The following is a 22,966-nucleotide window of genomic DNA, read 5'->3' on the forward strand; positions in this document are numbered from 1 at the left end:
AGAAGCGCATGAGCAACTGGCCCGACCGTCGTATCCTCGATCTGCTGGGCATCGAGTTGCCCATTCTCCAGGCGCCAATGGCCGGTGCCAGCGGTTCGGCCATGGCCATTGCCGTGGCCAGGGCGGGTGGCCTGGGTGCCCTGCCCTGCGCCATGCTCACCGGCGACCAGGTGCGTGGCGAGATCGAGGCCTTCCGTACGGCCTGCCCGGGCAAGCCGCTGAACCTGAACTTCTTCTGCCACCAACCGCCAGCGCCCGATCCCGAGCGCGACGCCCGCTGGAAGCAGGCACTGAAAGGGTACTACGCCGAGGTCGGCGCCGACTTCGATGCGCCTACACCTGTTTCCAATCGTGCGCCCTTCGATGAGCAGAGCTGCCTGCTGGTCGAGCAGTTGCGCCCGGAGGTGGTGAGTTTCCACTTCGGCTTGCCGCACGCTGCACTGCTGCAGCGGGCCAAGGCCACGGGCGCCAAGGTGCTGTCCAGTGCCACCACGGTGCAAGAAGCACTGTGGCTCGAAGCCAATGGCTGCGATGCGATCATCGCCATGGGCTATGAAGCCGGCGGCCATCGCGGCATGTTCCTCAGCGACGACATCACCAGCCAGATCGGCACCTTCGCCCTGGTGCCGCAAATTGCCGATGCCGTGCGCCTGCCGGTGATCGCCGCTGGCGGCATCGGTGACCACCGCGGTCTGGTGGCGGCCCTGGCCCTGGGCGCCAGCGCAGTGCAGATCGGCACGGCCTACCTGTTCTGCCCGGAGGCCAAGGTCTCCCCTGCTCACCGTCGTGCACTGGACACCGCACCGGCCAGCGACACCGCGTTGACCAACCTGTTCACCGGGCGCCCGGCACGTGGCATCAACAACCGCATCATGCGCGAGCTGGGGCCGATGAGCGAACTGGCGCCACTATTCCCTTTGGCCGGCGGCGCCCTGATGCCGCTGCGTGCGATTACCGATGCGCAGGGCAACGGTGATTTCAGCAACCTGTGGTCAGGGCAGGCGCTGCGCCTGGGTAGGTATATGCCGGCCGAGCAGCTGACTCGGGAGATTGCCTCAAAGGCATTGGCGCAGATTGCTCGATAAGGCCGGCACGGCCAAAACCTGACTCCCAGGATAGAACTCCTCCCCAGCCCCTTCCCGACAAATGGCCTATCGCTATATAGTCAGCACCATAACGATAACCACCTCAAGGAGCTGTCTTCATGCGTATCCGCCTGTCCCACTTGGCCGCCACTGCCGTGGCATGCCTGATCTCCCTCAACAGCGCCTGGGCCGACGAGGTGCAGGTTGCGGTCGCCGCGAACTTCACCGCGCCGATCCAGGCCATCGCCAAGGACTTCGAGAAAGACACCGGCCACAAGCTGGTCGCTGCGTACGGCGCCACCGGGCAGTTCTACGCGCAGATCAAGAACGGCGCGCCGTTCGAAGTGTTCCTCGCCGCCGACGACAGCACCCCGAAGAAGCTGGAAGAGGAAAAGGAAATCGTCTCGGGCTCGCGCTTCACCTACGCCACCGGCACCCTGGCTCTGTGGTCGGCCAAGCCGGGTTATGTGGATGCCAAGGGTGAGGTGCTGAAGAAGAACCAGTTCCAGCACCTGTCCATCGCCAACCCGAAAGCCGCCCCTTACGGCCTGGCTGCCACCCAGGTGCTGGACAAGCTGAAGCTGACCGAGGCCACCAAGGCCAAGATCGTCGAAGGCCAGAATATCACCCAGGCCTACCAGTTCGTCTCCACCGGCAACGCCGAGCTGGGCTTCGTCGCCCTGTCGCAGATATACAAGGACGGCAAGGTCGAAAACGGTTCGGCCTGGATCGTCCCGGCCAACCTGCACGAGCCGATCCTGCAGGACGCGGTCATCCTCAACAAAGGCAAGGACAACCCGGCTGCCAAGGCCCTGGTCGACTACCTGAAAGGCCCGAAAGCCGCTGCGGTGATCAAGTCCTACGGTTATGAAATCTGATGCCACTGGACGCCAGTGACTTAGGCGCGGTCTGGCTGACCATTAAACTGGCCAGCCTGACCACGCTGATCCTGCTGATCGTCGGCACGCCCATCGCCTGGTGGCTGGCGCGTACGCGCTCGTGGCTGCGCGGGCCGGTGGGCGCGGTGGTGGCGCTGCCACTGGTGCTGCCGCCGACGGTGATCGGCTTCTACCTGCTGATCGCCCTCGGCCCGCACGGCTGGCTCGGCCAGGCGACCCAGGCCATGGGCTTGGGTACCGTGGTGTTCAGCTTCACGGGCCTGGTCATCGGCTCGACGGTTTACTCCATGCCCTTCGTGGTGCAGCCGCTGCAAAACGCCTTCGGCGCCATCGGCCAGCGCCCGCTGGAAGTGGCCGCGACCCTGCGCGCCAGCCCCTGGGACACATTCGTCCACGTGGTGCTGCCGCTGGCCCGGCCCGGCTTCGTCACCGCCAGCATCCTCGGCTTTGCCCATACCGTGGGCGAGTTCGGCGTGGTGCTGATGATCGGTGGCAACATCCCCGACAAGACCCGCGTGGTCTCGGTGCAAATCTTCGATCACGTCGAGGCCATGGAGTATTCGCAAGCCCACTGGCTGGCCGGTGCCATGCTGGTGTTCTCGTTCCTAATACTGCTCCTGCTCTACGCCGGGCGCCGTAGCAAAGCTGGCTGGAGCTGAAATGAGCGGATCGATTGTGGCGCGCCTGAAGCTGGCGCGCGACGACTTCACCCTGGACGTCGACCTGAACCTGCCGGGCCGCGGCGTCAGCGCGCTGTTCGGCCACTCCGGTTCGGGCAAGACCTCGTGCCTGCGCTGCCTGGCCGGGCTGGAACGGGCGGCCAGTGCCTACATCGAGGTCAACGGCGAGGTCTGGGAAGACAGTGACCGCGCCCACTTCCTGGCACCGCACCTGCGGCCGGTGGGCTACGTGTTCCAGGAAGCCAGTCTGTTTCCGCACCTGTCGGTGCGCGGCAACCTGGAGTTCGGCTGGCGGCGCATCGCCCCGGCCGAGCGCAAGGTCAGCCTCGACCAGGCCTGCCAACTGCTGGGCATCGGCCACCTGCTCGAACGCAAGCCGGCTACCTTGTCGGGCGGCGAGGCCCAGCGAGTCGGCATTGCCCGAGCGCTGCTCAGCAGCCCGCGCCTGTTGTTGATGGACGAGCCGCTGGCCGCACTCGATGGGCCACGCAAGCGCGAGATCCTGCCGTACCTGGAACGCCTGCACGACGAACTGGACATCCCCCTGATCTATGTCAGCCATGCCCAGGACGAAGTGGCGCGGCTGGCCGACCACCTGGTACTGCTGGAGCAAGGTCGGGCCATGGCCGGTGGGCCGATCGGCGAAACCCTGGCCCGCCTCGACCTGTCGCTGGCCCAGGGCGAGGACGCCGGGGTGGTCTTCGAGGGCATGGTCGTCGGCCACGACCCGCACTACGACCTGCTCGACCTGCGCCTGCCCGGCAGTGACGCGCCGTTGTTGCGCATCGCCCATCCGGCGCACAGCATGGGCAGTACCTTGCGGGTCAAGGTCCAGGCCCGGGATGTGAGCCTGGCACTGCGTGCCGACAGCACCTCGAGCATTCTCAACCGCCTGCCAGTGCGGGTGCGCGAAGCACGCCCGGCGGACAACCCGGCGCATGTGCTGGTAAGCCTGGATGCCAGCGGCAACGCCTTGCTGGCGCGCATCACCCGCTTCTCGGCGGACCAGCTCGGCCTGCACCCCGGCCAGGCGCTCTACGCCCAGATCAAGTCGGTGGCACTGCTGGGCTGAGCATCTTCGCCGTGGCCGTTGTCCATTGATCAGTGACCTGATCGAGGCCTGCCGCCGATGCTCGACTGCCCCCTGCCACCCAGCCTGCACTATGTTGACGACAGCCAGCCAGGGCTGACCCGGCGTCGCTGGCGCGACCGTTTCATCTACCTCGATGGCCAGGGGCAGCGCATCCGCGACGAGGAAACCCTGGCGCGCATCGCCGCGCTGGTCATCCCGCCGGCCTACACCGATGTGTGGATCTGCAGCGACCCCCAAGGCCACCTGCAAGCCACCGGACGCGATGCCCGAGGCCGCAAGCAGTACCGCTACCACGCTCAGTGGCGCGAACTGCGCGACCAGCACAAGTACGGGCGCATGCTGGCCTTTGCCCAGGCCCTGCCCAAACTTAGGGCACAACTGGAAGCCCACCTTGCTCGCCCTGGCCTGGACCGGGAAAAGGTCATGGCGCTGGTGGTGAGCCTGCTCGACCACACGCTCATCCGCATCGGCAACCAGCGCTATTTGCGCGACAACCAGTCCTATGGCCTGACCACCCTGCGCAATCGCCACGTCGAGGTGAAGGGGAGCACCGTGCGCTTCCAGTTCCGTGGCAAGCGCGGCGTCGAGCACAACGTCACACTGCGTGACCGGCGTTTGGCCAACCTGCTCAAGCGCTGCATGGAATTGCCTGGGCAGGCGCTGTTCCAGTACCTGGACGAAGACGGCCAGCGGCACAGCATCGGCTCCGGCGAGGTCAACCAGTTCCTGCAGCAACTGACCGGCGCCGATTTCACCGCCAAGGACTACCGCACCTGGGCTGGCAGCAGCCTGGCCCTGAGCCTGCTCAGACCCCTGGCCTGGGAGCCGGAGAGCGAGGCAAAGCGCCAGGTCGCGACCATCGTCAAGCAAGTCGCGTCTCGCCTGGGCAACACTCCGGCGGTGTGCAGGCGCTGTTACATCCACCCGGCCGTGCTCGAACACTACGCCCTCGGGCGCCTCGCCGCCTTGCCCGGGCGCCGCGTACGCAAAGGGCTGGATGCCGAAGAGGTGGCCTTGCTGCTGTTCCTTCAGGCCCTGGAAGCACCAGACGGTGATTGAGGCGAACTATTCAGCCGATCATGCAGAGAAATTTCCCATTAAGGCCGAAGCCCCCTATTCTTGCCACCGAGCACCTTCGCCGACACGCTTAGCAGCATTTACCTCGGCACCTGCAACTAAAGACACGCAACAGAATTTGTCTTTCGGGGAATTACTATCCGCCGAAAGCGTCTTTAATGAGAAGGAAGAGGGACAAGCTCCCACCGTTGCAGCCCAATGGCCTGACGGATTTCGACATCACCAAGGAGAACTACATGCTGATACTCACCCGTAAGGTTGGCGAAAGTATCGTCATCAACGATGACATCAAAGTCACCATTCTGGGCGTAAAAGGGATGCAGGTGAGGATTGGCATCGATGCACCCAAGGATGTTCAGGTGCACCGTGAAGAAATCTTCAAGCGCATCCAGGCCGGCAGCCCGGCTCCGGAAAAGCACGACGACCAACACTGACCTGAGCGTCTCGCTTCAAGCCGCACGGACGCGCTTGATCGAATGGCCGGCGCACGCCGCAACCTGAACCTCAGGTGCCGAGCAGCTCGCGCACCTTGGCGATCATCCTGTCCATGTCGAACGGCTTGTCGAAGACCGCAGCGAACAGCCTCGGGTCGGCCTTGTTGGCCTGTGCACCGCTCATGAGAATCACTGGCAAGTCATTTAGCCCCAGTTCGTCGCGGATAGCCCGCGCCAGCTCTCCGCCGTCGAGCACTGGCATCATGTAGTCGGTGATCACCAGCTCCACTCGCTTTTCCTGCAACGCCTCCAGGGCCTTGCGCCCGTTGCTCGCCTTTTCCACCAGAAAACCTTCGTCCTCCAGGGCAAAGCCGAGGATATCGGCGATCAGGTATTCGTCATCGACGATCAGGATGGTGTTCATCGGCAGGCCCCGTCAGCCACCCCCTTGCGGTACCGGAGTACCCGACAGCACACCGCAGGCGCCCTCGAACGCTTTGCGCAGGCTGATACCCTGCAGCCCGATAAGCAATTCGTGCAGCGCGGGGTCGTGATGGCTGTCGCGTACCTTCAGGACCGACAGCATGCGCCGCAGTTGCGAATCCAGCTCGACGAAGCGCATCAGCATGAGGTTGTCGACGATGCTCGACAGGTCTGGTGCCGGGGCGGTGATTTCCGAGCCGAAAATATCCCGCATCTCCCAGGTGAGCATGACGCTGACATCTCGCGCCCGCAGCTCGCCAGCCAGGGCACGGAAGAAGGCATTGAGCCGCGCCGGGTCGGTCGCCAGGCGGCTGAACGCGCCCAGGCTATCGATCAGCACGCGCTTGCTGCCCTGCTGCTCGACCTGCTTGAGCAGGCGCGCGCCCACCTGGTCCAACAGGCCTTCGGTGGTCGGTTGCCAGCAGAGCTGCAAGGCACCTGTGCGCTCCTGCGCTGCGAAGTCGTAACCCAGCGATGCCGCCTTCAACCGCAGCCTGGCGGGTGTTTCGTAGAAGCCAAAATGCAAGGCCGGTTGCTCGGCGCTGGCAGCCGCCAGAAATGCCAGGCCCAGGGAGGTCTTGCCAATCCCCGAGGGCCCCATCAGCAAGCTGACCGAGCCCTGTGTCAGGCCCCCGCCCAGCATTTCATCCAATGCCTCGACACCCGTGGATACCCGGTTCAAGGAGGCACTGCCAAGCTGGCTGGGGTGGCTGTAAAGCGATTCCAGACGTGGATAGACGTGCATCCCCGCCTCATCGATCAGGCACTCATGGCGCCCGGACAACGCCCCGCTGCCACGCGTCTTGCGCAACTGCACATGGCGCACCGCACGGCTACCGACCAGTTGCTCGCCCAACTCGATCACACCATCGACCATGGTGTGCTCCGGGCTGTTGTCATCCAGGCGGGCGCTGGTCAGCAGCAACACGGTACACCCCGCGAACGCTGCATGGCCCTGTAATTCCGAGACGAACTTCTTGGTATCCAGCGCCGTTTCCGCACGCACTCGGGCATTGAGCACGCCATCGACGATGAGCAGGCTTGCCTGCTGCTTGCCGATTTCCTGGCGCAGCAGTTTGACCACTGCATCCAGCCCTTCCTGTTCAAGGGTGTCGAAGGCGCTGACGAACTGGATCTGGTCGCCGACCATGCCTGGATCGAAAAACTCCAAGGTCGCCAGGTACTGAAACAAGCGCTCATGGGACTCGCTGAGCAAGGTTGCCACTAGCACCTTGCCCCCGTCACGAACATGGCCGCAGGCCAACTGGTTGGCCAGGATGGTCTTGCCCGCACCGGGCGGCCCCTGAACGATGTAGGAAGCACCCGCGACCAGGCCGCCCTTGAGCAGCGCATCGAGCCCTTCGATCCCCGTGACCAGCCGTTTGAGTGCTTGCACCATGATCGCTACCTGTTGTCTTGAGCTGCGGCATCGGGCTGATAGGCCGGCAGATACAGGCGCATGCACGTGCCCCGGCCGGGGGTGCTTTCGACAGTGATGGCGCCATTGCTCTGCTTGGCAAAACCATAGACCTGGCTGAGACCCAGGCCAGTTCCCTTGCCGAACGGTTTGGTGGTGAAAAACGGCTCGAAAATACGCGGCAGTACCAGCGGATCGATACCGTCACCACTGTCGTTCACTTCGAAGCACACGAACGTGCCGCGCAGCCCCTCAACTTCACCTGCCAGATCGACCGTGAGCACCGCCAGGTCGATCGTGCCCCGCTCCCCTATCGCGTCGCGCGCATTGAACAGCAGGTTGAGCAGCACCATCTGCAGCTGCCCGGTATCCACCTCGATTAGCGGCAGATCAGGCTGCAGGCATTCCTGCAACACGATTTCCCGTGGTAGCGCATGCTCCAGCAGACCACGCGTGCACTCCAAAAGCCTGGCCGGGGCGATTAATGAAACATCGAGTTGCCGGTAGCGAGCGAAGCTGAGCAGTTGCTGGGTCAGCTCGGTGCCGCGTTGCCCGGCATCGAGGATGTGCTCGAGCATGCGCTGCACCCGCGCCGGGTCCTGACTGGCCTGCGCCAGACGCGCCGAGTTGATGATGATGGTCAGCAGGTTGTTGAAGTCGTGCGCCAGGCCGCCAGTGAGCTGGCCCAGCGCTTCGAGCTTCTGCGCCTGGAACAGCTGGGCACGCACGGCGTCGAGCTGCAGCGCCGATTCGCGCCGGTCGGTTATATCACGGGTGACCTTGGCCAGGCCGACGATCTGCCCCTGTTCGTCACGGATCACATCCAGCGCGGCCAAGGCCCAGAACTGCGTGCCGTCCTTGCGTACGCGCCAGCCTTCATCCTGTGCCACACCCTGCTCCAGGGCCTGCTTGAGCAGGCGCTCCGGGCGCCCTTCGGCGCAATCCTGAGGGGTGAAGAACAGCGAGAAATGCCGGCCTATGACTTCTTCGGCGCGGTAGCCCTTGATCCGTTGGGCACCGGCGTTCCAGGACACCACATGGCCGGTGGGGTCGAGCATGTAGATGGCGTAGTCCACCACCGATTGCACCAGTTGCTCATAGCGGCTGGCGGGCATGACCGGGTGATCGATACAGTCGGCTGAAACCATGCAAACTCCACAGGCACAGCAGGAGGGAATTGATTAGCTTAGCCAAGCGTATACCTGTGCAACAGCGTGCGCTGCAACAGATTATCAATGCTCGGGTTCGACCATGACCGGGCTGATTCGCCGCGGCATCGCTACTTTCAGCAGCCATAGGCCCACCATCACTATCAGACCCCCACCGGCCAGCGCCATCAAGCGTTGCGGTTGCGGGTGTTCGGCATCGAAACCGAGCATCAACAGGTAGCCACCGAGGGTGATCAGGCTGAGGTACAGAAACGCGCCCATCAGCATGACCTGCGCGAACAACACGCGCCAGAACAACCGAGGGCGGACAGTACGCCTGAGGGCAACCGGTGGAGTGGCCTGAGACATGGCATCAAACTCATTGGATCCAATGAAGCGGGTAACAGTGGCCTAATGACAGCAAGGTGTCAATTACCCATTCGATCGACCCCTCATTCCTTTGATCATAGGTGCTGCGATTGACTCAACTATAACAATGGGTTATAAAGCGCACTTGATTGTCAGGCCCTTCTGCCTAGAAGCGCGCCGGTCCATGGGACCCTTTCAAGCGTGCGAGTGTGGTGGAATTGGTATACACAGCAGACTTAAAATCTGTCGGCGTGAGCCTTGCGGGTTCGAGTCCCGCCACTCGCACCAAACTCCTTTGAAAAGGCGCCCTTGCGGCGCCTTTTTGCTGCCCGGCAGCAATCCCCTGCGCAACTGCTAGAGTGGAGCTTGTCCCCATCCACCGGTATGCCGCCATGCGCTACTCCCTGTTCGATGGTCAACGCGACATCATCCTCCTGATCGCCCGCGTGCTGCTCATGATCCTCTTCGTCCTTTCCGGCTGGGCTAAGCTCACCGGCTTCGAAGGTACGGTAGGCTACATGACCTCACTGGGCGCCCCTGCCCCGATGCTGGCGGCAGCAGTTGCGGTGATCATGGAGTTCGTTGTCGGCATCCTGCTGATCCTGGGTTTCTACGCCCGCCCGCTGGCCTTCCTGTTTGCCCTGTTCGTGCTGGGGACCGGGCTGCTTGGCCATCCGTTCTGGAACATGGTCGACCCGGAGCGCGCCGCCAACATGACCCAGTTCCTGAAAAACCTCAGCATCTGCGGCGGCCTGCTGGTGCTGGCGGTCAGCGGCCCAGGGCGCTTCTCGGTCGACGGGCGCTGATTCAGTCGTCCAGGTCGTCGTGCCACGCTGGGTGATCGCGCTCTTCGTCATCGAGGTCATCCAGCAGCTCTTCGTCCTCCTCAACCTCGTCTTCGGCGCCCTGGGCATCCGCTTCAGGGTCGTAGTCTTCGTAGAGGAATTCGTGATCGAGCAGGTGATCGTGCTCGGGTTCGTGCAGGTCGTCTTCGTCGCGCATGGTGGCTCCTGGGAATCTGGCACGCCTGTATAGGCGCATCGTTGGCCGTGGTCAATGGATTGCGCTTAATGCTGACTTAACCAGCGGGCTTCAGGCTGAAATCTCTCCCTTCAAAACGTCTATTGCCCGCCTTCATGGCGGGCTTTTTTTACTCATGAAGAGTGTCGACACGCCATCAACGTGACCTTCACGAGCTCATGACAAGCGCTTCGGCATTCTGACCCTGCTCCGTACGTTCTTTAGGACCCGCCCCTGGTTGGCGAATTTTCTTTTTCCGGGTATTGGAAATGTGTACGGAAGGTTGTCGCACCCTAACCTCGAGCGCACGCAGGCGAGCCCCTCATCGCCATAAAAAACCTGAGCAAAGCCCGGCCCTGAGCCGGGCTTTTCTTTGACTGTCACCCGCAGACCTGAACCACTTTCTTACCTGTCATCACGCCTTACCTGTTTGCAGCTCTTGCAAAAAGATCATTCGCATGTACTGTATATGCATACAGTTATCGCGCATTCCAAATCATCCGCCTGCGCATTCACGAGTGCCCAGCCGGATGCAGAGGAACGCATCACGGTTGGAAGGCAATCGTGCCAGGCCAATGATTTTATCGTCAGGAGTATTTATGACCGTAAACATCAGCAATCTAACGATCGCTACCCCGGTGGCAGTCTCTTCAACGAACCCCGTCGCGCTTGAACTCAATGGCGCCGAGGCCATCGCTGAGTTCCCTAGCGTGGTTAAAGTGCTCAGCGACGGGTCGGTTCAGTTCACGGCACCGACCAAAGGGGCTTCGAGCAAGAGCACTCACAGAACCCGTTGCGAGTGGTCAGAGACGCAGAACTGGACGCTGGGCAGCGCCCCGGATCACTGGAATCGCCAGACCATGACCCTGACCAAGGTCAATTCGGCGCAGAAGGTCGTCGTCAGCCAGATGCACGTCAGGGGTGACGACAGCCCGCCAGTCAAGGTGTTCTGGAACAAGGGCAACATCACCCTGGGCTTCCGGACGTCCTACAACCAGACCACCCCGGTGAACAGCACCCTCCTGCAGGGCGTGCCGCTGGGCACGAGATTCGACGTGATCATTCACGCCACCTCGGCGGGTGTGGTCAAGGTGACCGCCAGGTGCAACGGCGTCTCCAGAACATCGAGTGAACTGCAGCTCGATGACAGCTGGGACACTCGCCTGTTCGAGTTCCATGGCGGGATCTACAACCAGGTCGACTACACCGATGCGACGTCGGCCGATGATGGGTCGGTGTGCATCATCAGTGAGCTTTCGCTCAGCCATGGCTGAATGCCGGGCAAAATGAAAAACCCCGCGGATTTTCATCTGCGGGGCTTTCGAATGGTGGAGGCCGAGGTCGGAATCGAACCGGCGTAGACGGATTTGCAATCCGGAGCATAACCACTTTGCTACTCGGCCTCAAAGTTCGGATCTAGCAGCTTGCGCTTCGCTATCTCCTTGAAACACCGCACCTTTTCAAGGTTTGCTGCGTTTCGATGGGCGCCATTATGTCCGCATTCCTTTCACCTTGCAACCCCCTGAACGAAAAAAAATTTCAACGGGTTCAAGGTGTTAGCGCAAGCGCCCGAGTTTACTCCACAAACCTACCACGGTGTTCTCGACTGTGCCGCTGGCCGCCATGCCAATCCGCTCCTGCAAACTCTTGCGCTCGGCATAGTGCAGGTGAAACAGGTTGGCCGTGCGGGCGCGGTCGCTGAGGTATTCGTCACTGGTCTGCAGAGCATCGACCAGCTTGCGGTTCAGGGCGGCAACGCCGAGCCAGACCTCACCGGTGGCCACTTCATCAATATGCAGCTGCGGGCGGTAGCGGGCGACGAAGTCCTTGAACAGTTGGTGGGTGATGTCCAGGTCTTCCTGGAACTTTTCCCGGCCCTTCTCGGTGTTCTCGCCAAATACGGTCAGGGTACGCTTGTACTCGCCGGCGGTCAGCACTTCGAAATCGATGTCGTGCTTCTTCAACAGGCGATTGACGTTGGGCAGCTGCGCCACCACACCGATCGAACCCAACACGGCGAATGGCGCGCTGACGATCTTCTCGCCGATGCAGGCCATCATGTAACCGCCGCTGGCCGCGACCTTGTCGATGCACACGGTGAGCGGGATGCCGGCCTGGCGAATGCGCGCCAGTTGCGAGGCTGCCAGGCCATAGCTGTGCACCAGGCCACCGCCGCTTTCCAGGCGCAGCACTACTTCATCGCGTGGGGTAGCGAGGGTCAGCAGTGCGGTGATCTCGTTACGCAGGCTTTCGGTGGCGGATGCCTTGATATCACCGTCGAAGTCGAGCACGAACACCCGGCCCTTCTCTTCGGCCTTGCCCTTCTTCTGCTGTTTTTCCGCCTTGGCCTGCTGCTTGCGCAGGGCCTTGAGCTGGGCCTTGTCGAGCAGGCCGCTTTCCAGGCGCTCACGCAGCTCTTTATAGAATTCGTTGAGCCGGGTGACCTGCAATTGCCCACCGGCCTTGCGCCGCCCCTTGCCGCGCAAACCGGCGATGGCGGACAGCACCACCAGGATGGCAATCACCAGGGTGGCGGTTTTGGCGAGAAAGCTTGCGTATTCGGCAAGAAACTCCACGTTGACTCCTTATGAAACTGCGCCAGATCGGCGCGAAACTGTTCCAAGCATACCGTTGCGCCCGTGCCCTCGCCAGCCGAGGTAAACGCTGGCAACACAGTTCAAACAACCTTTTCAAACGCTTGTATGTTTTTTCGTTGACAGCCTGTGTGGCGCATCCTAACCTCGCAGCAACCTTCATCGCCGGATACCGCAGTGGGCAATCTCTACCTGATCCGACATGGCCAAGCTTCCTTCGGTGCGGACGACTACGACGTTCTCTCGCCCATCGGTGTGCGCCAGAGCCAGGCCCTGGGCGAACACCTCGCCCAGCTCGGCTTGCGCCTGGACCGCTGTGTGGCTGGTGATCTGCGCCGTCAGCAGGACACTGCCCGGCACGCGCTGCAGGCGTTGAATGCAAGTGGTTGCGCAGTACCGGCCATTGAGACCGACCCGGCGTTCAATGAGTTCGATGCCGATGGCGTGATTCGTGCCCTGTTGCCTGGCCTGCTGGATGCGGAGCCGAATGCTCGGGAGATCCTGCGCAACGGCGCACAGAACCGCAGCGAGTTCCAGCGCCTGTTCGCCATGATGGTGCAGCGCTGGCACGCTGGCGACCACGCCGATGACGGCCTGGAAACCTGGCAAGCCTTCACCGCGCGGGTCGAAGCCGCCCTGCAGCGCGTGCTGGGGACTGCTGAGAGTGGCGACAACATCGCCGTGTTCACCTCCGGAGGCACCATCGCCGCCCTGCTCCACCTGGTTACCCGAATCACCCCCAGTCAGGCATTTGCGCTGAACTGGCAGATCATCAACACGTCGCTCAGCCAGCTGAAGTTCCGCGGCCGCGACGTGGCACTGGCTTCCTTCAACAGCCAAGCCCATGTGCAGCTGTTGAGGGCGCCGGAGCTCATCACCTACCGTTGAGCCCGGCCCGTTGTGTCCTTGCGGACGCGAATATCACTTAACAAGGAAAACACCATGAGCGATGTAGCTAAAGCCGTCGAGGCGATGAAAGCAAAATTCAACCCAGCTGCTGCGGCTGGCCTGGACCTGGTGTTCGGCTTCAACATCACCGACGAAGACAAGCAATACGCGCTGATCGTCAAAGATGGCACCTGCGACATCCAGGAAGGTGAAAACCCGGATGCCAACTGCACTCTGGTGCTGGACAGCGAAACCCTGAAGGGCATCGTCAGCGGTGAAACCGATGGCATGCAGGCCTTCATGGGCGGCAAGCTGCGTGTCGAAGGCGACATGATGCTGTCGATGAAACTTAGCGAGCTGTTCCCTTCCTGAGTGATGGGCACAACGCACGATAAGAGAACCGAAGCCTGACCGGCTTCGGTTTTTTTTTGCCCGGCATTCGGTGCAGTGATCGACCAGCAACACCCTCGCCTATATGGCAACTGGCACGCTTGTTCCACGGCCGCCAGGCCATTAGATTAGCCAATAGTCCTTGCACCAGATAATAAGGAAAACGCATGACGCTTACCGACCAGTCCACCCAGGTACGCCCCGGCGAAGAACTCGACGCGGCCGTCATCGATCCTTACCTGAAGGCCCACATTACCGGCCTCGAGGGCACACCGAGCATCAGCCAGTTCCCTGGCGGCGCGTCCAACCTCACCTACCTGGTCAGCTACCCCGGCCGTGAATTCGTGCTGCGCCGCCCACCGTTTGGCCAGAAAGCCAAGTCGGCCCATGACATGGGCCGCGAGTTCCGCATCCTCAACCAGCTCAACAGCGGCTTCCCGTATTGCCCCAAGGCCTACGCCCACTGCACCGACGAATCGCTGATCGGCGGCGAGTTCTATGTGATGGAGCGGGTCAAGGGCGTGATTCTGCGCTCCGACATCCCCGCCGAGCTGGGCCTGGACGCCAGCCGCACAGAAGCGCTGTGCAAAAGCTTCATCGACCGCCTGGTTGAGCTGCACCAGGTGGATTACCACGCCTGTGGCCTGGCCGATCTGGGCAAGCCGGAAGGTTACGTGCAGCGCCAGATCGAAGGCTGGACCAGCCGCTACGAAAAAGCCCTGACTCCCGATGCACCACGCTGGGAAAATGTGATCGCCTGGCTGCGAGAGAAGATGCCCGCCGACCACCCGCGCCCGGGCATCGTGCACAACGACTACCGCTTCGACAACGTAATCCTCGACGCCGACAACCCCATGCGCATCATCGGTGTGCTCGACTGGGAGATGGCCACCATCGGTGACCCGCTGATGGACCTGGGCAACAGCCTGGCCTACTGGATCGAGGCCAGCGACCCGGCACCGGTACAACTGATGCGCCGCCAGCCGAGCAATGCCCCGGGCATGCTCACCCGCCGCCAGTTCGTCGACTACTACGCCGAGCGCGCCGGCATCCGCCTGGACAACTTCGATTACTACTATTGCTACGGCCTGTTCCGCCTGGCCGGTATCGTCCAGCAGATCTATTACCGCTATTACCACGGCCAGACCCAGGACAAACGCTTCGCCCAGTTCATTCACATGAACCGGCTGCTGGAGCAGATGAGCCTGCAGGTCATCGGCAAGTCCACGCTCTGACGCCAGACAACAAGGAAAACAGCATGTCCAAGACCCAACTGTTCGACCTCGACGGCAAGATCGCTTTCGTCTCCGGCGCCAGCCGTGGCATCGGCGAAGCCATAGCCCACCTGCTGGCCCAGCAGGGCGCTCACGTGATCGTCTCCAGCCGCAAGCTGGAGGGCTGCCAGCAGGTGGCCGACGCCATCATCGCAGCGGGCGGCAAGGCCACGCCGGTCGCCTGCCATATCGGCGAACTGGAGCAGATCCAGCAGGTGTTCGCCGGCATCCGTGAACAGTTCGGGCGCCTGGATATTCTGGTCAACAACGCGGCCACCAACCCGCAGTTCTGCAACGTGCTCGACACCGACCCGAATGCCTTCCAGAAAACCGTCGATGTGAATATCCGCGGCTACTTCTTCATGTCGGTGGAGGCCGGCAAGCTGATGCGCGAGAACGGTGGCGGCAGCATCATCAACGTGGCCTCGATCAACGGCGTTTCGCCGGGCCTGTTCCAAGGCATCTATTCGGTGACCAAGGCCGCAGTGATCAACATGACCAAGGTGTTCGCCAAGGAATGCGCTCAGTTCGGCATTCGCTGCAACGCCCTGCTACCAGGCCTGACCGACACCAAGTTCGCCTCGGCCCTGGTGAAGAACGACGCCATCCTCAATGCCGCGCTGCAGCAGATCCCGCTCAAGCGTGTGGCTGACCCCAAGGAAATGGCCGGCGCGGTGCTGTACCTGGCCAGCGATGCTTCCAGCTACACCACCGGCACCGCGCTCAATGTCGACGGTGGGTTCCTGTCCTGAGTTTCGGGATGTAGTGGCAGCGGGTGCACGCCTTGGGTGTCGTGTTGGCGCGGATATCGAGCGCCGCCCGCGCGGCGCATCTGCACCACCACAAAACTCAAGCCCTACAAACAGGTCGCCGCCGCCGCCCGGCGCTGCAGGGCCATGCCGTCATTTTTCTGCGCGTAGTAATCCACCCGCGTCCCGACCGCCTGCGGATACACATCCACGAATGACTCCGCCTCGCGGGTATAAACCGTCAACCCGCCCTGCTTGCGTGGCTCCAGGTAGCCACTGGCATCGTCGCCGAACACATCCTCTTTCTGCCAGCTGAACTGGATGCACTGGGCTACCAGCTCCGGTGCCTTGCGCGAATCGAGTTGGGCTGTCGGCTTGCCACCGCGCGCCGCATCCATGGTCGCGCTCGCGCAACCGACCAACACCAGCGCCGCAGCCATCGGCAGAATCGCTCGCATGTTCCATCCTCGGGGCAAAAAAGAAAGCGACTCTAACACCCCGAATGAATTGTCCCAAGCAAGCTGCTGTCGCAAGCAAGGCATGTCAATCAAGGAGATCGTGATGAAAGCCAAACGCCTGTTACCCGCGCTGTTGTTCACCGCCCTGCCACTGGTGGCACTGGCTGCCCCCTCAGCCGAAGAGAGCATCAAGGCGCCGGAAACCCACAACCGCGAACTCAAGGTCGGCGACAAGGCCCCGGACCAGTACAAACGTGACGATCAGGCCATCGCCGACTGGAAAGCCAAGGGCTTGCCTGCGCCGGAGAAAGAAAGCCACTGGGTGCGCATGGGCGAACACTATGTGCTGATTCAGATTACCAATGGTGTGGTGCTGGCCATTCATCCCGCATCCTGAGGCGACCAACGCATTACTCCTGCCTTCAAGTGCTACAGCCGTGCCAGCATGCCATTCATCGCTCGCACGGCATTTTTTTGCGCCCCATGGAAACCAAATGGATCGATACCAGTCTCAGTGAGTGTCCCGTAAACCTTTGCGGATCAAGGACCTATCGTTATGACCCGCCTTGCAGGCTTTTCGCTGATCGCTGTCGTTCTGCTGCTTTCCGGCTGCTATCACCACCACTACCGTGATGACGATGGCTGGCGCGATGACGACCGCGGCCACCGCCACCATCACCGACACGACCGCGATGACGACGACCGCCAATGGCGCGGTGACCGTTACGACCGCTGAAGCGTCTCCCCTACCCTGACCCGCCGCCCAACCGTGCGGCACCTTAACCTGATGATTCCTTCGAGGTTCCAATCATGCGTCTGACTCTACCTTCCCTCGCTCTTGGCCTGCTGCTGTGCCAGGGCGCTTTCGCCGGTGACGGTACTGCCGCCATTGGCGGCGGCCTGGGTGGTGTCCTGGGCAACGTTGTCGGCCAACAGCTGGGCGGCCGCACTGGCGCAGCCATTGGCGCCGGTGTCGGCGGTGCAGCCGGTAGCGCGGTGGGCGCGCGCAAAGGCAACCGTACCGAAGCCGCCATCGGCGGTGGCCTGGGTTCGGCCGGCGGTTCGCTGCTGGGTGGCGCGGTTGGCGGCAAGACCGGTTCGACGGTTGGCGCCGGCCTGGGTGGCGCGGCAGGGGGTGCCCTGGGCAACCACCTGGGCGACAACAACGGCAGCAAGAAGCACCGCCGCCACCGTCATCACTGATTGATCACACTCGAAAGGGCCGCTCATTTGCGGCCCTTTCTGTTTGCATTACCCACCCAGAAACTGCAGCACATCAACACCACCTTCACCGCAAGCTGCCACACTGACTGCTACTGTCTTTCGTGCCCCCTTGAGTGAAGGAACACCCCCACCCCATGAACCAGGAACTGCTCTGGGTCCTCGGCCTGCTGGCTGTCGTCGTCATCCTCTTCGTCATCAACCGGCCGCGCATGGACGTGGTCGCCCTGCTGGTGATCCTCGCCCTGCCGCTATCGGGCATCCTCACCGTGGAACAGGCCTTGGCCGGTTTCAGCGACCCCAACGTGGTGCTGATCGCCGCCCTGTTCGTGATCGGCGAAGGGCTGGTACGCACCGGCATCGCCTACCGCATCGGTGAGTGGATGAGTGAACGGGCCGGTAACAGCGAGGCCCGCCTGCTGATCTTGCTGATGGTGTCGGTGGCCGGCCTGGGCTCGGTGATGAGCTCGACCGGTGTGGTAGCGATCTTCATCCCGGTGGTGCTGAGTATTGCCGCACGTCTGAAGCTGTCACCCAGCCGGCTGATGATGCCGCTGAGCTTCGCCGGCTTGATCAGTGGCATGCTCAGCCTGGTGGCCACGCCCCCCAACGTGGTGGTGCACAGCGAGTTGGTACGCCATGGCGAGCGCGGCTTCAGCTTCTTCAGTTTCACCCCGTTCGGCCTGGTGGTGCTGGTGCTGGGCATCGGTTACATGCTGCTGACCCGCCACTGGCTCAATGGCGAAGTGCGCAAGGACGGCCGCGTGGAGAGCCGGCGCACGCTGCTCGACCTGGTGCTCGACTACAAGCTCAGCGGCCGCGAACGGCGCCTGCGCATCCGCCCGCAGTCGCCACTGATCGGCCATACCCTGGGTGAACTGGAGCTGCGTACCAAGCACGGCGCCAACGTGATCGGCATCGAACGCCAGCACAAGTTCACCACCCGGGTGATCGCCGCCGACTCAGGCACCGTCCTGCACCAAGGCGATGTGCTGCTGCTCGACCTGTTCGCCAATCGTGACAACCTGCGCAACCTGTGCCAGACCATGCAACTGGAACCGCTGCACTTCAAGGCGGCCTACTTCATCGACCAGTCCCAGGACCTGGGCATGGCAGAAGTGTCGCTGCCGCCAGGCTCGCAACTGATCGGCAAGAGCATTCTGGAGCTGGCCTTCCGCAGCCGCTACGACCTCAACGTGGTCGGCCTGCGCCGCGAACAGGCGGCCATCGAAGAGCAACTGGTGGAAGAGAAACTGCGCCTCGCAGATACCCTGCTGGTGGTCGGGCCGTGGAAGGCCGTACGCCAGTTGCAGAGCCAGCCCAAGGACTTCCTGGTCTTGAGCCTGCCGGCCGAAATCGATCAGGTCGCGCCCGCCCGCACACGGGCACCGCAAGCACTGGTCAGCCTGGCAGTGATGGTCGGGCTGATGGTCAGCGGTGCCGTGCCCAATGTCATCGCCGCGCTGATCGGCTGCCTGCTGATGGGCGCCGGGCGCTGCATCGACATGAACAGCGCCTACCGGGCCATTCACTGGCAGAGCCTGGTGCTGATCGTCGGCATGCTGCCGTTCGCCCAGGCACTGCAGAAAACCGGCGGCATCGACCTGGCCGTGGGCGGGCTGGTCAGCCTGCTGGGCGGGGCCGGGCCACTGGCGATGCTGGCCTGCCTGTTCACGGTAACGGCCGTCATCGGCCTGTTCATTTCGAACACTGCCACTGCCGTGCTGATGGCACCGGTGGCGATCAGCACCGCAACGCAGCTGGGTATGTCGCCCTACCCGTTCGCCATGACCGTGGCCCTGGCTGCTTCGGCGGCGTTCATGACGCCGGTGTCTTCACCCGTCAACACCCTGGTGCTCGGCCCGGGCCAGTACCGCTTTGGCGACTTCGTCAAAGTCGGCGTGCCCTTCACTGTGCTGGTAATGCTGGTGACGGTACTGATGGTGCCCTGGTTCTTTGGTATTTAGGCAATCTGGCAAGAAATAGAGGCCATTTGATATCAACTTGCACGATCACGGCAGATTGACATCAAGCACCCAGTGCCAACACACTGACACGTCAATACCCAGGTGCTTACAGCCGTTGTCCTGGATTTCGTTTCCGCTTGTCGGTCGAGCCTATGGTTTTTCCAGCACAATCGCGCTTGTTGCCTCACCTGGCCCTGTTCGCCCTGACCTTTGCCCTGACCCTCGGTGGGATCTTGGCCCGGCCGATCGAATCGTTATCGCTGTTCTGGCCGGTCAATGCGGTGCTGGCCGGCGTGCTCTTGCGCTACCCGCGCCAGGCCAGCCTGTTGGGCATTACCCTGGTGTGGCTGGCAATGGTCGCGGCGGACCTTGCCTGTGGCAGTGCCTGGGGGCCAGCCCTGTGGTTCAATTTGTGCAACCTCGGTGTGGTGGTGACGGTGTGGTGGCTGCTGTCGCGCCTGCCCCGCCCGCACCGGCGCATGCGCACTCCGCATGGGGTGCTCAGTGTGTTCGGTGCCTGCGCGGCGGGTGCCGTGGTGACGGCCAGCATGGCCTGCGTGATGGCCGCACCGTGGTTCGAAAAGTCCCTGCAGGCCACCTGGCTGGCCTGGTTCAGCGAACAGTTCTCGACCAGTGTGCTGGTGCTGCCCGTACTGCTCACCGCCCCTTCGGCGCGCGTGCTGATGCGCAGCGGCGCCCAGGTCATCCGCCTGGCGCCCTTGCTGGTGCTGCTGGCCTCACTGGCATTCAGCATTGCCTTCGGCGGGCCAGGCGCCATCGCCTTTCCGATTGCCGCGCTGTTGTGGTGTGCCTGGACGTACTCCCCCTTCCTGGTGTCGTTGCTGGCACTCACCGCCGGCAGCACGCTGATCGTCGCGGTGGCGCAGAACCTCATGCATTTCAGCGTGCCGCAGAGCGAACCGGGGGTCACCACACTGATGTCGGCACGCCTGGGTATCGCCATGCTGGTCCTCGGCCCACTGGTGGTCGCCTGCGTCAGCCAGGCTAATCGCAGCCTGCTGGCGCGCCTGGCACGCCAGGCCACCATCGACCACCTCACCGGCTTGCTCAGCCGCAGCGCCTTCACCCGCCGCGCCAATGCCCTGCTCGACAGCCGCCAGCAGCATGCGCTGCCGCTGACCTTGATGATGCTCGACATCGATCATTTCAAATCGATCAACGACCGCCATGGCCACGCAATTGGCGACCAGGTCCTGCGCCAGTTCGCCCGCACCTTGCAGGACCAGTTGCACGACGAAGAACTGCTGGCTCGCCTGGGTGGCGAGGAGTTCGTGGTGGTGCTCCCGGGGTTGGCACCGGAGCAGGCCAAATTCACCGCCGAGCGCCTGCGCCGTGCCGTGCAGGACCTGCACGCCTCTCAGGGCGATGCGCGCCTGCAGATCACTGTGAGCATTGGCCTGGCCGGCTGCGCCTCAGGCCAAACCGCGCCCAGCCTGGACGAACTGCTGGCACGCGCCGATCAGGCGCTGTACCGGGCCAAGGCCCATGGCCGCAATCGCGTCGAGCAGGCCGAGGCGCAACGCCAGGTGATCTGAATCAGCTCAGCAGGTCCCAGGACAGCTTCGCGATCAACACACACAGCAGAATCAGGAACAGGCCACGCACAAAGCCTGCGCCCTTGCGCACCGCCAGCCAGGTCCCGGTCAGTGCGCCGAGGATATTGCACGCCGCCATCGGCAGGGCAATGGCGTAAAGCACATTGCCCGACGGCACGAAGAACACCAGGGCCGCCAGGTTGGTGGCGATGTTGACCACCTTCGCCGACGCCGAGGCATGCAGGAAGTCCAGAGCGAAGAAGCGGATGAACAGGAAGATCAGGAAACTGCCGGTGCCTGGCCCGAACAGGCCGTCATAGAAGCCGATCGCACCCCCGATCAGTACCGCCAGGCACTGCTCCCGGCGGCCGATCTTCGCCGGCTTGTGCAAGGTGCCGAAGTCCTTCTTGCAGAAGGTGTAGATCGCCATCAGCACGATCAACACCAGCACCGCCGGGCGCATCACGCTCGGTGGCACCAGCGAAACCGTGGCTGCCCCGGCGAACGACATGACAAAGGCGCTGAGTGCCGCTGGCACGATCAAGCCCCAGTCCAGGGTCACCTTGCGAATGAACGAGCGAGCGGCAAAGGCCGTGCCGCACACCGAAGCCAGCTTGTTGCTGCCCAGCAACGCCGCCGGCTGCGCAGTGGGTAACACGTTGAACAGCGCCGGGATCTGAATCAGGCCGCCACCGCCGACAGCGGCATCGATCAGGCCAGCAGCAAAAGCAAACAGAGAAAGTACGGCGATATCCATCATGGCGCGGTTCCAGGCAGTGAAAACAGACTGCAGGCTAATCAAAGCGGCGCGCTTGTGTTGAAATGCCATATTGCGAAAACTGCAACAAGGAGCCTTCCATGGCATTGGACATGCTGCGCGAAATCCAAGCGTTCGTCAGTGTTGCACACAAGCGTAGCTTCGTCGCCGCCGCACGTGCCCTGGGTCGCTCGCCCAGCGCGGTGACCCGGGCGGTGCAAACCCTGGAAGACAACAGCGGCTGCAAGCTACTCAACCGTAACGCCAACGCCGTGTCCCTCACCGAAGCCGGTGAGCGCCTGCTACCCCACGCAGAACGCTTGCTGGATGTGCAACGCGATGCGGCCGATGAACTGGCCGCGCTTACCGGCAGCGCGCAAGGCTGGGTGCGCTTTGCTGCGCCGCAACTGCTCGGCGAGCATGTTTTGCCGGGCGTGCTGGCCAGCTTCAGCCAGCGCCACCCGCAAGTGACCCTCGACGTGCAATACAGCGACGCCGCCCTCGACCCATTGCACGACAAGTTCGATTTCGTGGTCCGTGGCGCCTTTCCGCAGTCTAGCGAACTGATTGGTTACCCCCTGTGGCGCTACCACCGGCACTTGTATGCCAGCCCGGCCTATGTCGCCCGCGCCGGCATGCCCGAGCGGCCCGAGCAGCTGGACAAGCATGCCCTCATCCTGCATACCGCCCCGCGCATCCTCAAAGCTTGGCACTTCTGCCGTGACGGCCAGATCACCAGCCTGCGCCCACACCCACGCTTGCGCCTGGGCTCTGGCGATGCGGTGTATCACAGCACACTCGCAGGTGCCGGCATCGCACGCCTGGCCGACTGGGTGGCAGAAGCACAGGTGAAGGTTGGGCGGCTGGTGCGGGTGTGTGCGGATTACCGGCTGACCTCAAGCACCGGCCAGGACCCGCAGATGCACGCGGTGTACCCCTCCGGCGAGCTGCCCGCCCGCGTGCGCGAGTTGCTGCTGGCCTTGCGCCAGGCGGGTGAAGCGGCCTCTGAACGGGCCGGCTAAAGGCTGCTCAAATTCTGCTCAATTTAACAGAACCCGCAAATTTACTGGCTTACAGAACTTTATCCACAGACCTACCCACGTTTTTTGTGGACAGATTTCCCCGAGCAATGAAGGACTTATCGCACGCTCAGCAGCGCGACATTCGCCGCCTTGACCAGCTCAATCCACTCCTGCGCACTGATCTCCCCGGACTGTTCCAGGGACCCGGCACAGCGTAGCGCCTGATCGTATTGATCCTCTTCAAGGATACCTTCGCTGAGAAAACGGCTACGCCACTCCAGCATGGCTGAAGTGCCCTTCTTGCATTCCATCTATGTACTGACTCCCAAGGCAAAAGACTGGTTCGCTGTATGCGACCCATTATGACGCAGCGGGAGACTACACG

27 protein-coding genes and 2 tRNA genes are annotated in these 22,966 nt (G+C 62.6%); 19 read left to right on the plus strand and 10 right to left on the minus strand.

Annotated elements, in window-relative coordinates; genetic code table 11:
* Positions 1 to 8: 8 nt before the first annotated feature.
* From ACLEJU_RS17265 to csrA, 6 genes are all read left to right on the plus strand, one after another.
* The gene (locus tag ACLEJU_RS17265; protein ID WP_440776693.1) at positions 9 to 1,085 is read left to right on the plus strand and encodes an NAD(P)H-dependent flavin oxidoreductase; all 1,077 of its coding nucleotides are present in this window, start codon (positions 9 to 11) and stop codon (positions 1,083 to 1,085) included.
* A 119-nt stretch (positions 1,086 to 1,204) separates the two neighbouring features.
* Positions 1,205 to 1,963 carry a molybdate ABC transporter substrate-binding protein gene (gene modA, locus ACLEJU_RS17270; RefSeq protein ID WP_440776694.1) on the plus strand — a complete coding sequence of 253 codons (759 nt, stop codon included), beginning with the start codon at positions 1,205 to 1,207 and terminating at the stop codon, positions 1,961 to 1,963.
* Complete coding sequence (gene modB / locus ACLEJU_RS17275) at positions 1,963 to 2,643, plus strand: molybdate ABC transporter permease subunit (protein WP_440776695.1); 681 nt, start codon at positions 1,963 to 1,965, stop codon at positions 2,641 to 2,643. The genes modA and modB overlap by 1 nt, the downstream gene beginning before the upstream one ends.
* A 1-nt stretch (position 2,644) precedes the next feature.
* Positions 2,645 to 3,736 carry a molybdenum ABC transporter ATP-binding protein gene (gene modC, locus ACLEJU_RS17280; protein WP_440776696.1) on the plus strand — a complete coding sequence of 364 codons (1,092 nt, stop codon included), beginning with the start codon at positions 2,645 to 2,647 and terminating at the stop codon, positions 3,734 to 3,736.
* Between the two features lie 57 nt (positions 3,737 to 3,793).
* Entirely contained in the window at positions 3,794 to 4,816 is a 1,023-nt protein-coding gene (locus ACLEJU_RS17285) for a DNA topoisomerase IB (RefSeq protein ID WP_440776697.1), read from the plus strand.
* Positions 4,817 to 5,070: 254 nt separating this feature from the next.
* Entirely contained in the window at positions 5,071 to 5,268 is a 198-nt protein-coding gene (csrA, locus tag ACLEJU_RS17290) for a carbon storage regulator CsrA (protein ID WP_012315047.1), read from the plus strand.
* Between the two features lie 70 nt (positions 5,269 to 5,338).
* On the opposite strand, the gene ACLEJU_RS17295 is transcribed toward csrA, so the two are convergent.
* The 4 genes from ACLEJU_RS17295 to ACLEJU_RS17310 all read right to left on the minus strand — a co-directional run bounded on the left by ACLEJU_RS17295 (position 5,339) and on the right by ACLEJU_RS17310 (position 8,604).
* A complete protein-coding gene (locus ACLEJU_RS17295; RefSeq protein ID WP_103446759.1) occupies positions 5,339 to 5,692 on the minus strand; it encodes a response regulator in 354 nt (117 codons plus the stop codon).
* Positions 5,693 to 5,704: 12 nt separating this feature from the next.
* A complete protein-coding gene (locus ACLEJU_RS17300; protein WP_440776698.1) occupies positions 5,705 to 7,150 on the minus strand; it encodes an ATPase domain-containing protein in 1,446 nt (481 codons plus the stop codon).
* A 5-nt stretch (positions 7,151 to 7,155) separates the two neighbouring features.
* A complete protein-coding gene (locus tag ACLEJU_RS17305) occupies positions 7,156 to 8,316 on the minus strand; it encodes a two-component system sensor histidine kinase NtrB (protein ID WP_440776699.1) in 1,161 nt (386 codons plus the stop codon).
* 84 nt (positions 8,317 to 8,400) lie between these two features.
* A complete protein-coding gene (locus ACLEJU_RS17310) occupies positions 8,401 to 8,604 on the minus strand; it encodes a hypothetical protein (protein ID WP_440776731.1) in 204 nt (67 codons plus the stop codon).
* 284 nt (positions 8,605 to 8,888) lie between these two features.
* Here ACLEJU_RS17310 and ACLEJU_RS17315 point away from each other — a divergent pair.
* Both ACLEJU_RS17315 and ACLEJU_RS17320 read left to right on the plus strand, forming a co-directional pair.
* Positions 8,889 to 8,973: transfer RNA gene (locus tag ACLEJU_RS17315), tRNA-Leu, on the plus strand.
* A 104-nt stretch (positions 8,974 to 9,077) separates the two neighbouring features.
* Complete coding sequence (locus ACLEJU_RS17320) at positions 9,078 to 9,491, plus strand: DoxX family protein (RefSeq protein ID WP_440776700.1); 414 nt, start codon at positions 9,078 to 9,080, stop codon at positions 9,489 to 9,491.
* Between the two features lies 1 nt (position 9,492).
* On the opposite strand, the gene ACLEJU_RS17325 is transcribed toward ACLEJU_RS17320, so the two are convergent.
* Positions 9,493 to 9,687 (minus strand): hypothetical protein, encoded by a 195-nt coding sequence (locus tag ACLEJU_RS17325; RefSeq protein WP_103446755.1) that lies wholly within the window; start codon positions 9,685 to 9,687, stop codon positions 9,493 to 9,495.
* Between the two features lie 617 nt (positions 9,688 to 10,304).
* On the opposite strand from ACLEJU_RS17325, the gene ACLEJU_RS17330 reads away from it, so the two are divergent.
* Positions 10,305 to 10,979, plus strand: a complete 675-nt coding sequence (locus ACLEJU_RS17330) for a polysaccharide lyase family 7 protein (RefSeq protein WP_440776701.1) — start codon at positions 10,305 to 10,307, stop codon at positions 10,977 to 10,979.
* 55 nt (positions 10,980 to 11,034) lie between these two features.
* On the opposite strand, the gene ACLEJU_RS17335 is transcribed toward ACLEJU_RS17330, so the two are convergent.
* Both ACLEJU_RS17335 and sohB read right to left on the minus strand, forming a co-directional pair.
* A tRNA-Cys gene (locus ACLEJU_RS17335) sits at positions 11,035 to 11,108 on the minus strand.
* Between the two features lie 153 nt (positions 11,109 to 11,261).
* Positions 11,262 to 12,281, minus strand: coding sequence for a protease SohB (sohB, locus tag ACLEJU_RS17340; protein WP_294324806.1), 1,020 nt, complete (start codon positions 12,279 to 12,281; stop codon positions 11,262 to 11,264).
* A gap of 195 nt (positions 12,282 to 12,476) precedes the next feature.
* Here sohB and ACLEJU_RS17345 point away from each other — a divergent pair, with 195 nt between their 5' ends.
* From ACLEJU_RS17345 to ACLEJU_RS17360, 4 genes are all read left to right on the plus strand, one after another.
* Complete coding sequence (locus ACLEJU_RS17345; RefSeq protein ID WP_440776702.1) at positions 12,477 to 13,187, plus strand: histidine phosphatase family protein; 711 nt, start codon at positions 12,477 to 12,479, stop codon at positions 13,185 to 13,187.
* 54 nt (positions 13,188 to 13,241) lie between these two features.
* Positions 13,242 to 13,559 carry an SCP2 sterol-binding domain-containing protein gene (locus ACLEJU_RS17350; protein ID WP_085676114.1) on the plus strand — a complete coding sequence of 106 codons (318 nt, stop codon included), beginning with the start codon at positions 13,242 to 13,244 and terminating at the stop codon, positions 13,557 to 13,559.
* A 185-nt stretch (positions 13,560 to 13,744) separates the two neighbouring features.
* Positions 13,745 to 14,812: a phosphotransferase family protein gene (locus ACLEJU_RS17355; RefSeq protein WP_440776703.1), complete on the plus strand. Its 1,068-nt coding sequence runs from the start codon at positions 13,745 to 13,747 to the stop codon at positions 14,810 to 14,812.
* Positions 14,813 to 14,835: 23 nt separating this feature from the next.
* On the plus strand, positions 14,836 to 15,603 hold the full coding sequence (locus ACLEJU_RS17360; RefSeq protein WP_110638716.1) for an SDR family oxidoreductase: 768 nt from the start codon (positions 14,836 to 14,838) through the stop codon (positions 15,601 to 15,603).
* Positions 15,604 to 15,707: 104 nt separating this feature from the next.
* Here the strand turns inward: ACLEJU_RS17360 and ACLEJU_RS17365 are convergent, their stop codons facing one another.
* On the minus strand, positions 15,708 to 16,058 hold the full coding sequence (locus tag ACLEJU_RS17365; RefSeq protein ID WP_440776704.1) for a hypothetical protein: 351 nt from the start codon (positions 16,056 to 16,058) through the stop codon (positions 15,708 to 15,710).
* 103 nt (positions 16,059 to 16,161) lie between these two features.
* On the opposite strand from ACLEJU_RS17365, the gene ACLEJU_RS17370 reads away from it, so the two are divergent.
* The 5 genes from ACLEJU_RS17370 (at position 16,162) to ACLEJU_RS17390 (ending at position 20,802) form a co-directional block, all read left to right on the plus strand.
* On the plus strand, positions 16,162 to 16,455 hold the full coding sequence (locus tag ACLEJU_RS17370) for an RcnB family protein (RefSeq protein WP_440776705.1): 294 nt from the start codon (positions 16,162 to 16,164) through the stop codon (positions 16,453 to 16,455).
* A gap of 159 nt (positions 16,456 to 16,614) precedes the next feature.
* A complete protein-coding gene (locus tag ACLEJU_RS17375) occupies positions 16,615 to 16,794 on the plus strand; it encodes a hypothetical protein (protein ID WP_440776706.1) in 180 nt (59 codons plus the stop codon).
* A 74-nt stretch (positions 16,795 to 16,868) separates the two neighbouring features.
* Positions 16,869 to 17,261 (plus strand): glycine zipper domain-containing protein, encoded by a 393-nt coding sequence (locus ACLEJU_RS17380; RefSeq protein WP_440776707.1) that lies wholly within the window; start codon positions 16,869 to 16,871, stop codon positions 17,259 to 17,261.
* Positions 17,262 to 17,416: 155 nt separating this feature from the next.
* Positions 17,417 to 19,246 carry an SLC13 family permease gene (locus tag ACLEJU_RS17385; RefSeq protein ID WP_440776708.1) on the plus strand — a complete coding sequence of 610 codons (1,830 nt, stop codon included), beginning with the start codon at positions 17,417 to 17,419 and terminating at the stop codon, positions 19,244 to 19,246.
* Between the two features lie 137 nt (positions 19,247 to 19,383).
* Complete coding sequence (locus tag ACLEJU_RS17390; protein ID WP_440776709.1) at positions 19,384 to 20,802, plus strand: diguanylate cyclase; 1,419 nt, start codon at positions 19,384 to 19,386, stop codon at positions 20,800 to 20,802.
* A 1-nt stretch (position 20,803) separates the two neighbouring features.
* Here the strand turns inward: ACLEJU_RS17390 and ACLEJU_RS17395 are convergent, their stop codons facing one another.
* Positions 20,804 to 21,562 carry a sulfite exporter TauE/SafE family protein gene (locus tag ACLEJU_RS17395; protein ID WP_440776710.1) on the minus strand — a complete coding sequence of 253 codons (759 nt, stop codon included), beginning with the start codon at positions 21,560 to 21,562 and terminating at the stop codon, positions 20,804 to 20,806.
* A 98-nt stretch (positions 21,563 to 21,660) separates the two neighbouring features.
* Between ACLEJU_RS17395 and ACLEJU_RS17400 the strand changes: the two genes are divergently transcribed.
* Entirely contained in the window at positions 21,661 to 22,581 is a 921-nt protein-coding gene (locus ACLEJU_RS17400) for a LysR substrate-binding domain-containing protein (RefSeq protein WP_440776711.1), read from the plus strand.
* Between the two features lie 116 nt (positions 22,582 to 22,697).
* Here the strand turns inward: ACLEJU_RS17400 and ACLEJU_RS17405 are convergent, their stop codons facing one another.
* Positions 22,698 to 22,892: a hypothetical protein gene (locus tag ACLEJU_RS17405; RefSeq protein ID WP_440776712.1), complete on the minus strand. Its 195-nt coding sequence runs from the start codon at positions 22,890 to 22,892 to the stop codon at positions 22,698 to 22,700.
* Positions 22,893 to 22,966: the final 74 nt, after the last annotated feature.

This window comes from Pseudomonas sp. SMN11, from assembly GCF_052041945.1.
Classification (GTDB): domain Bacteria; phylum Pseudomonadota; class Gammaproteobacteria; order Pseudomonadales; family Pseudomonadaceae; genus Aquipseudomonas.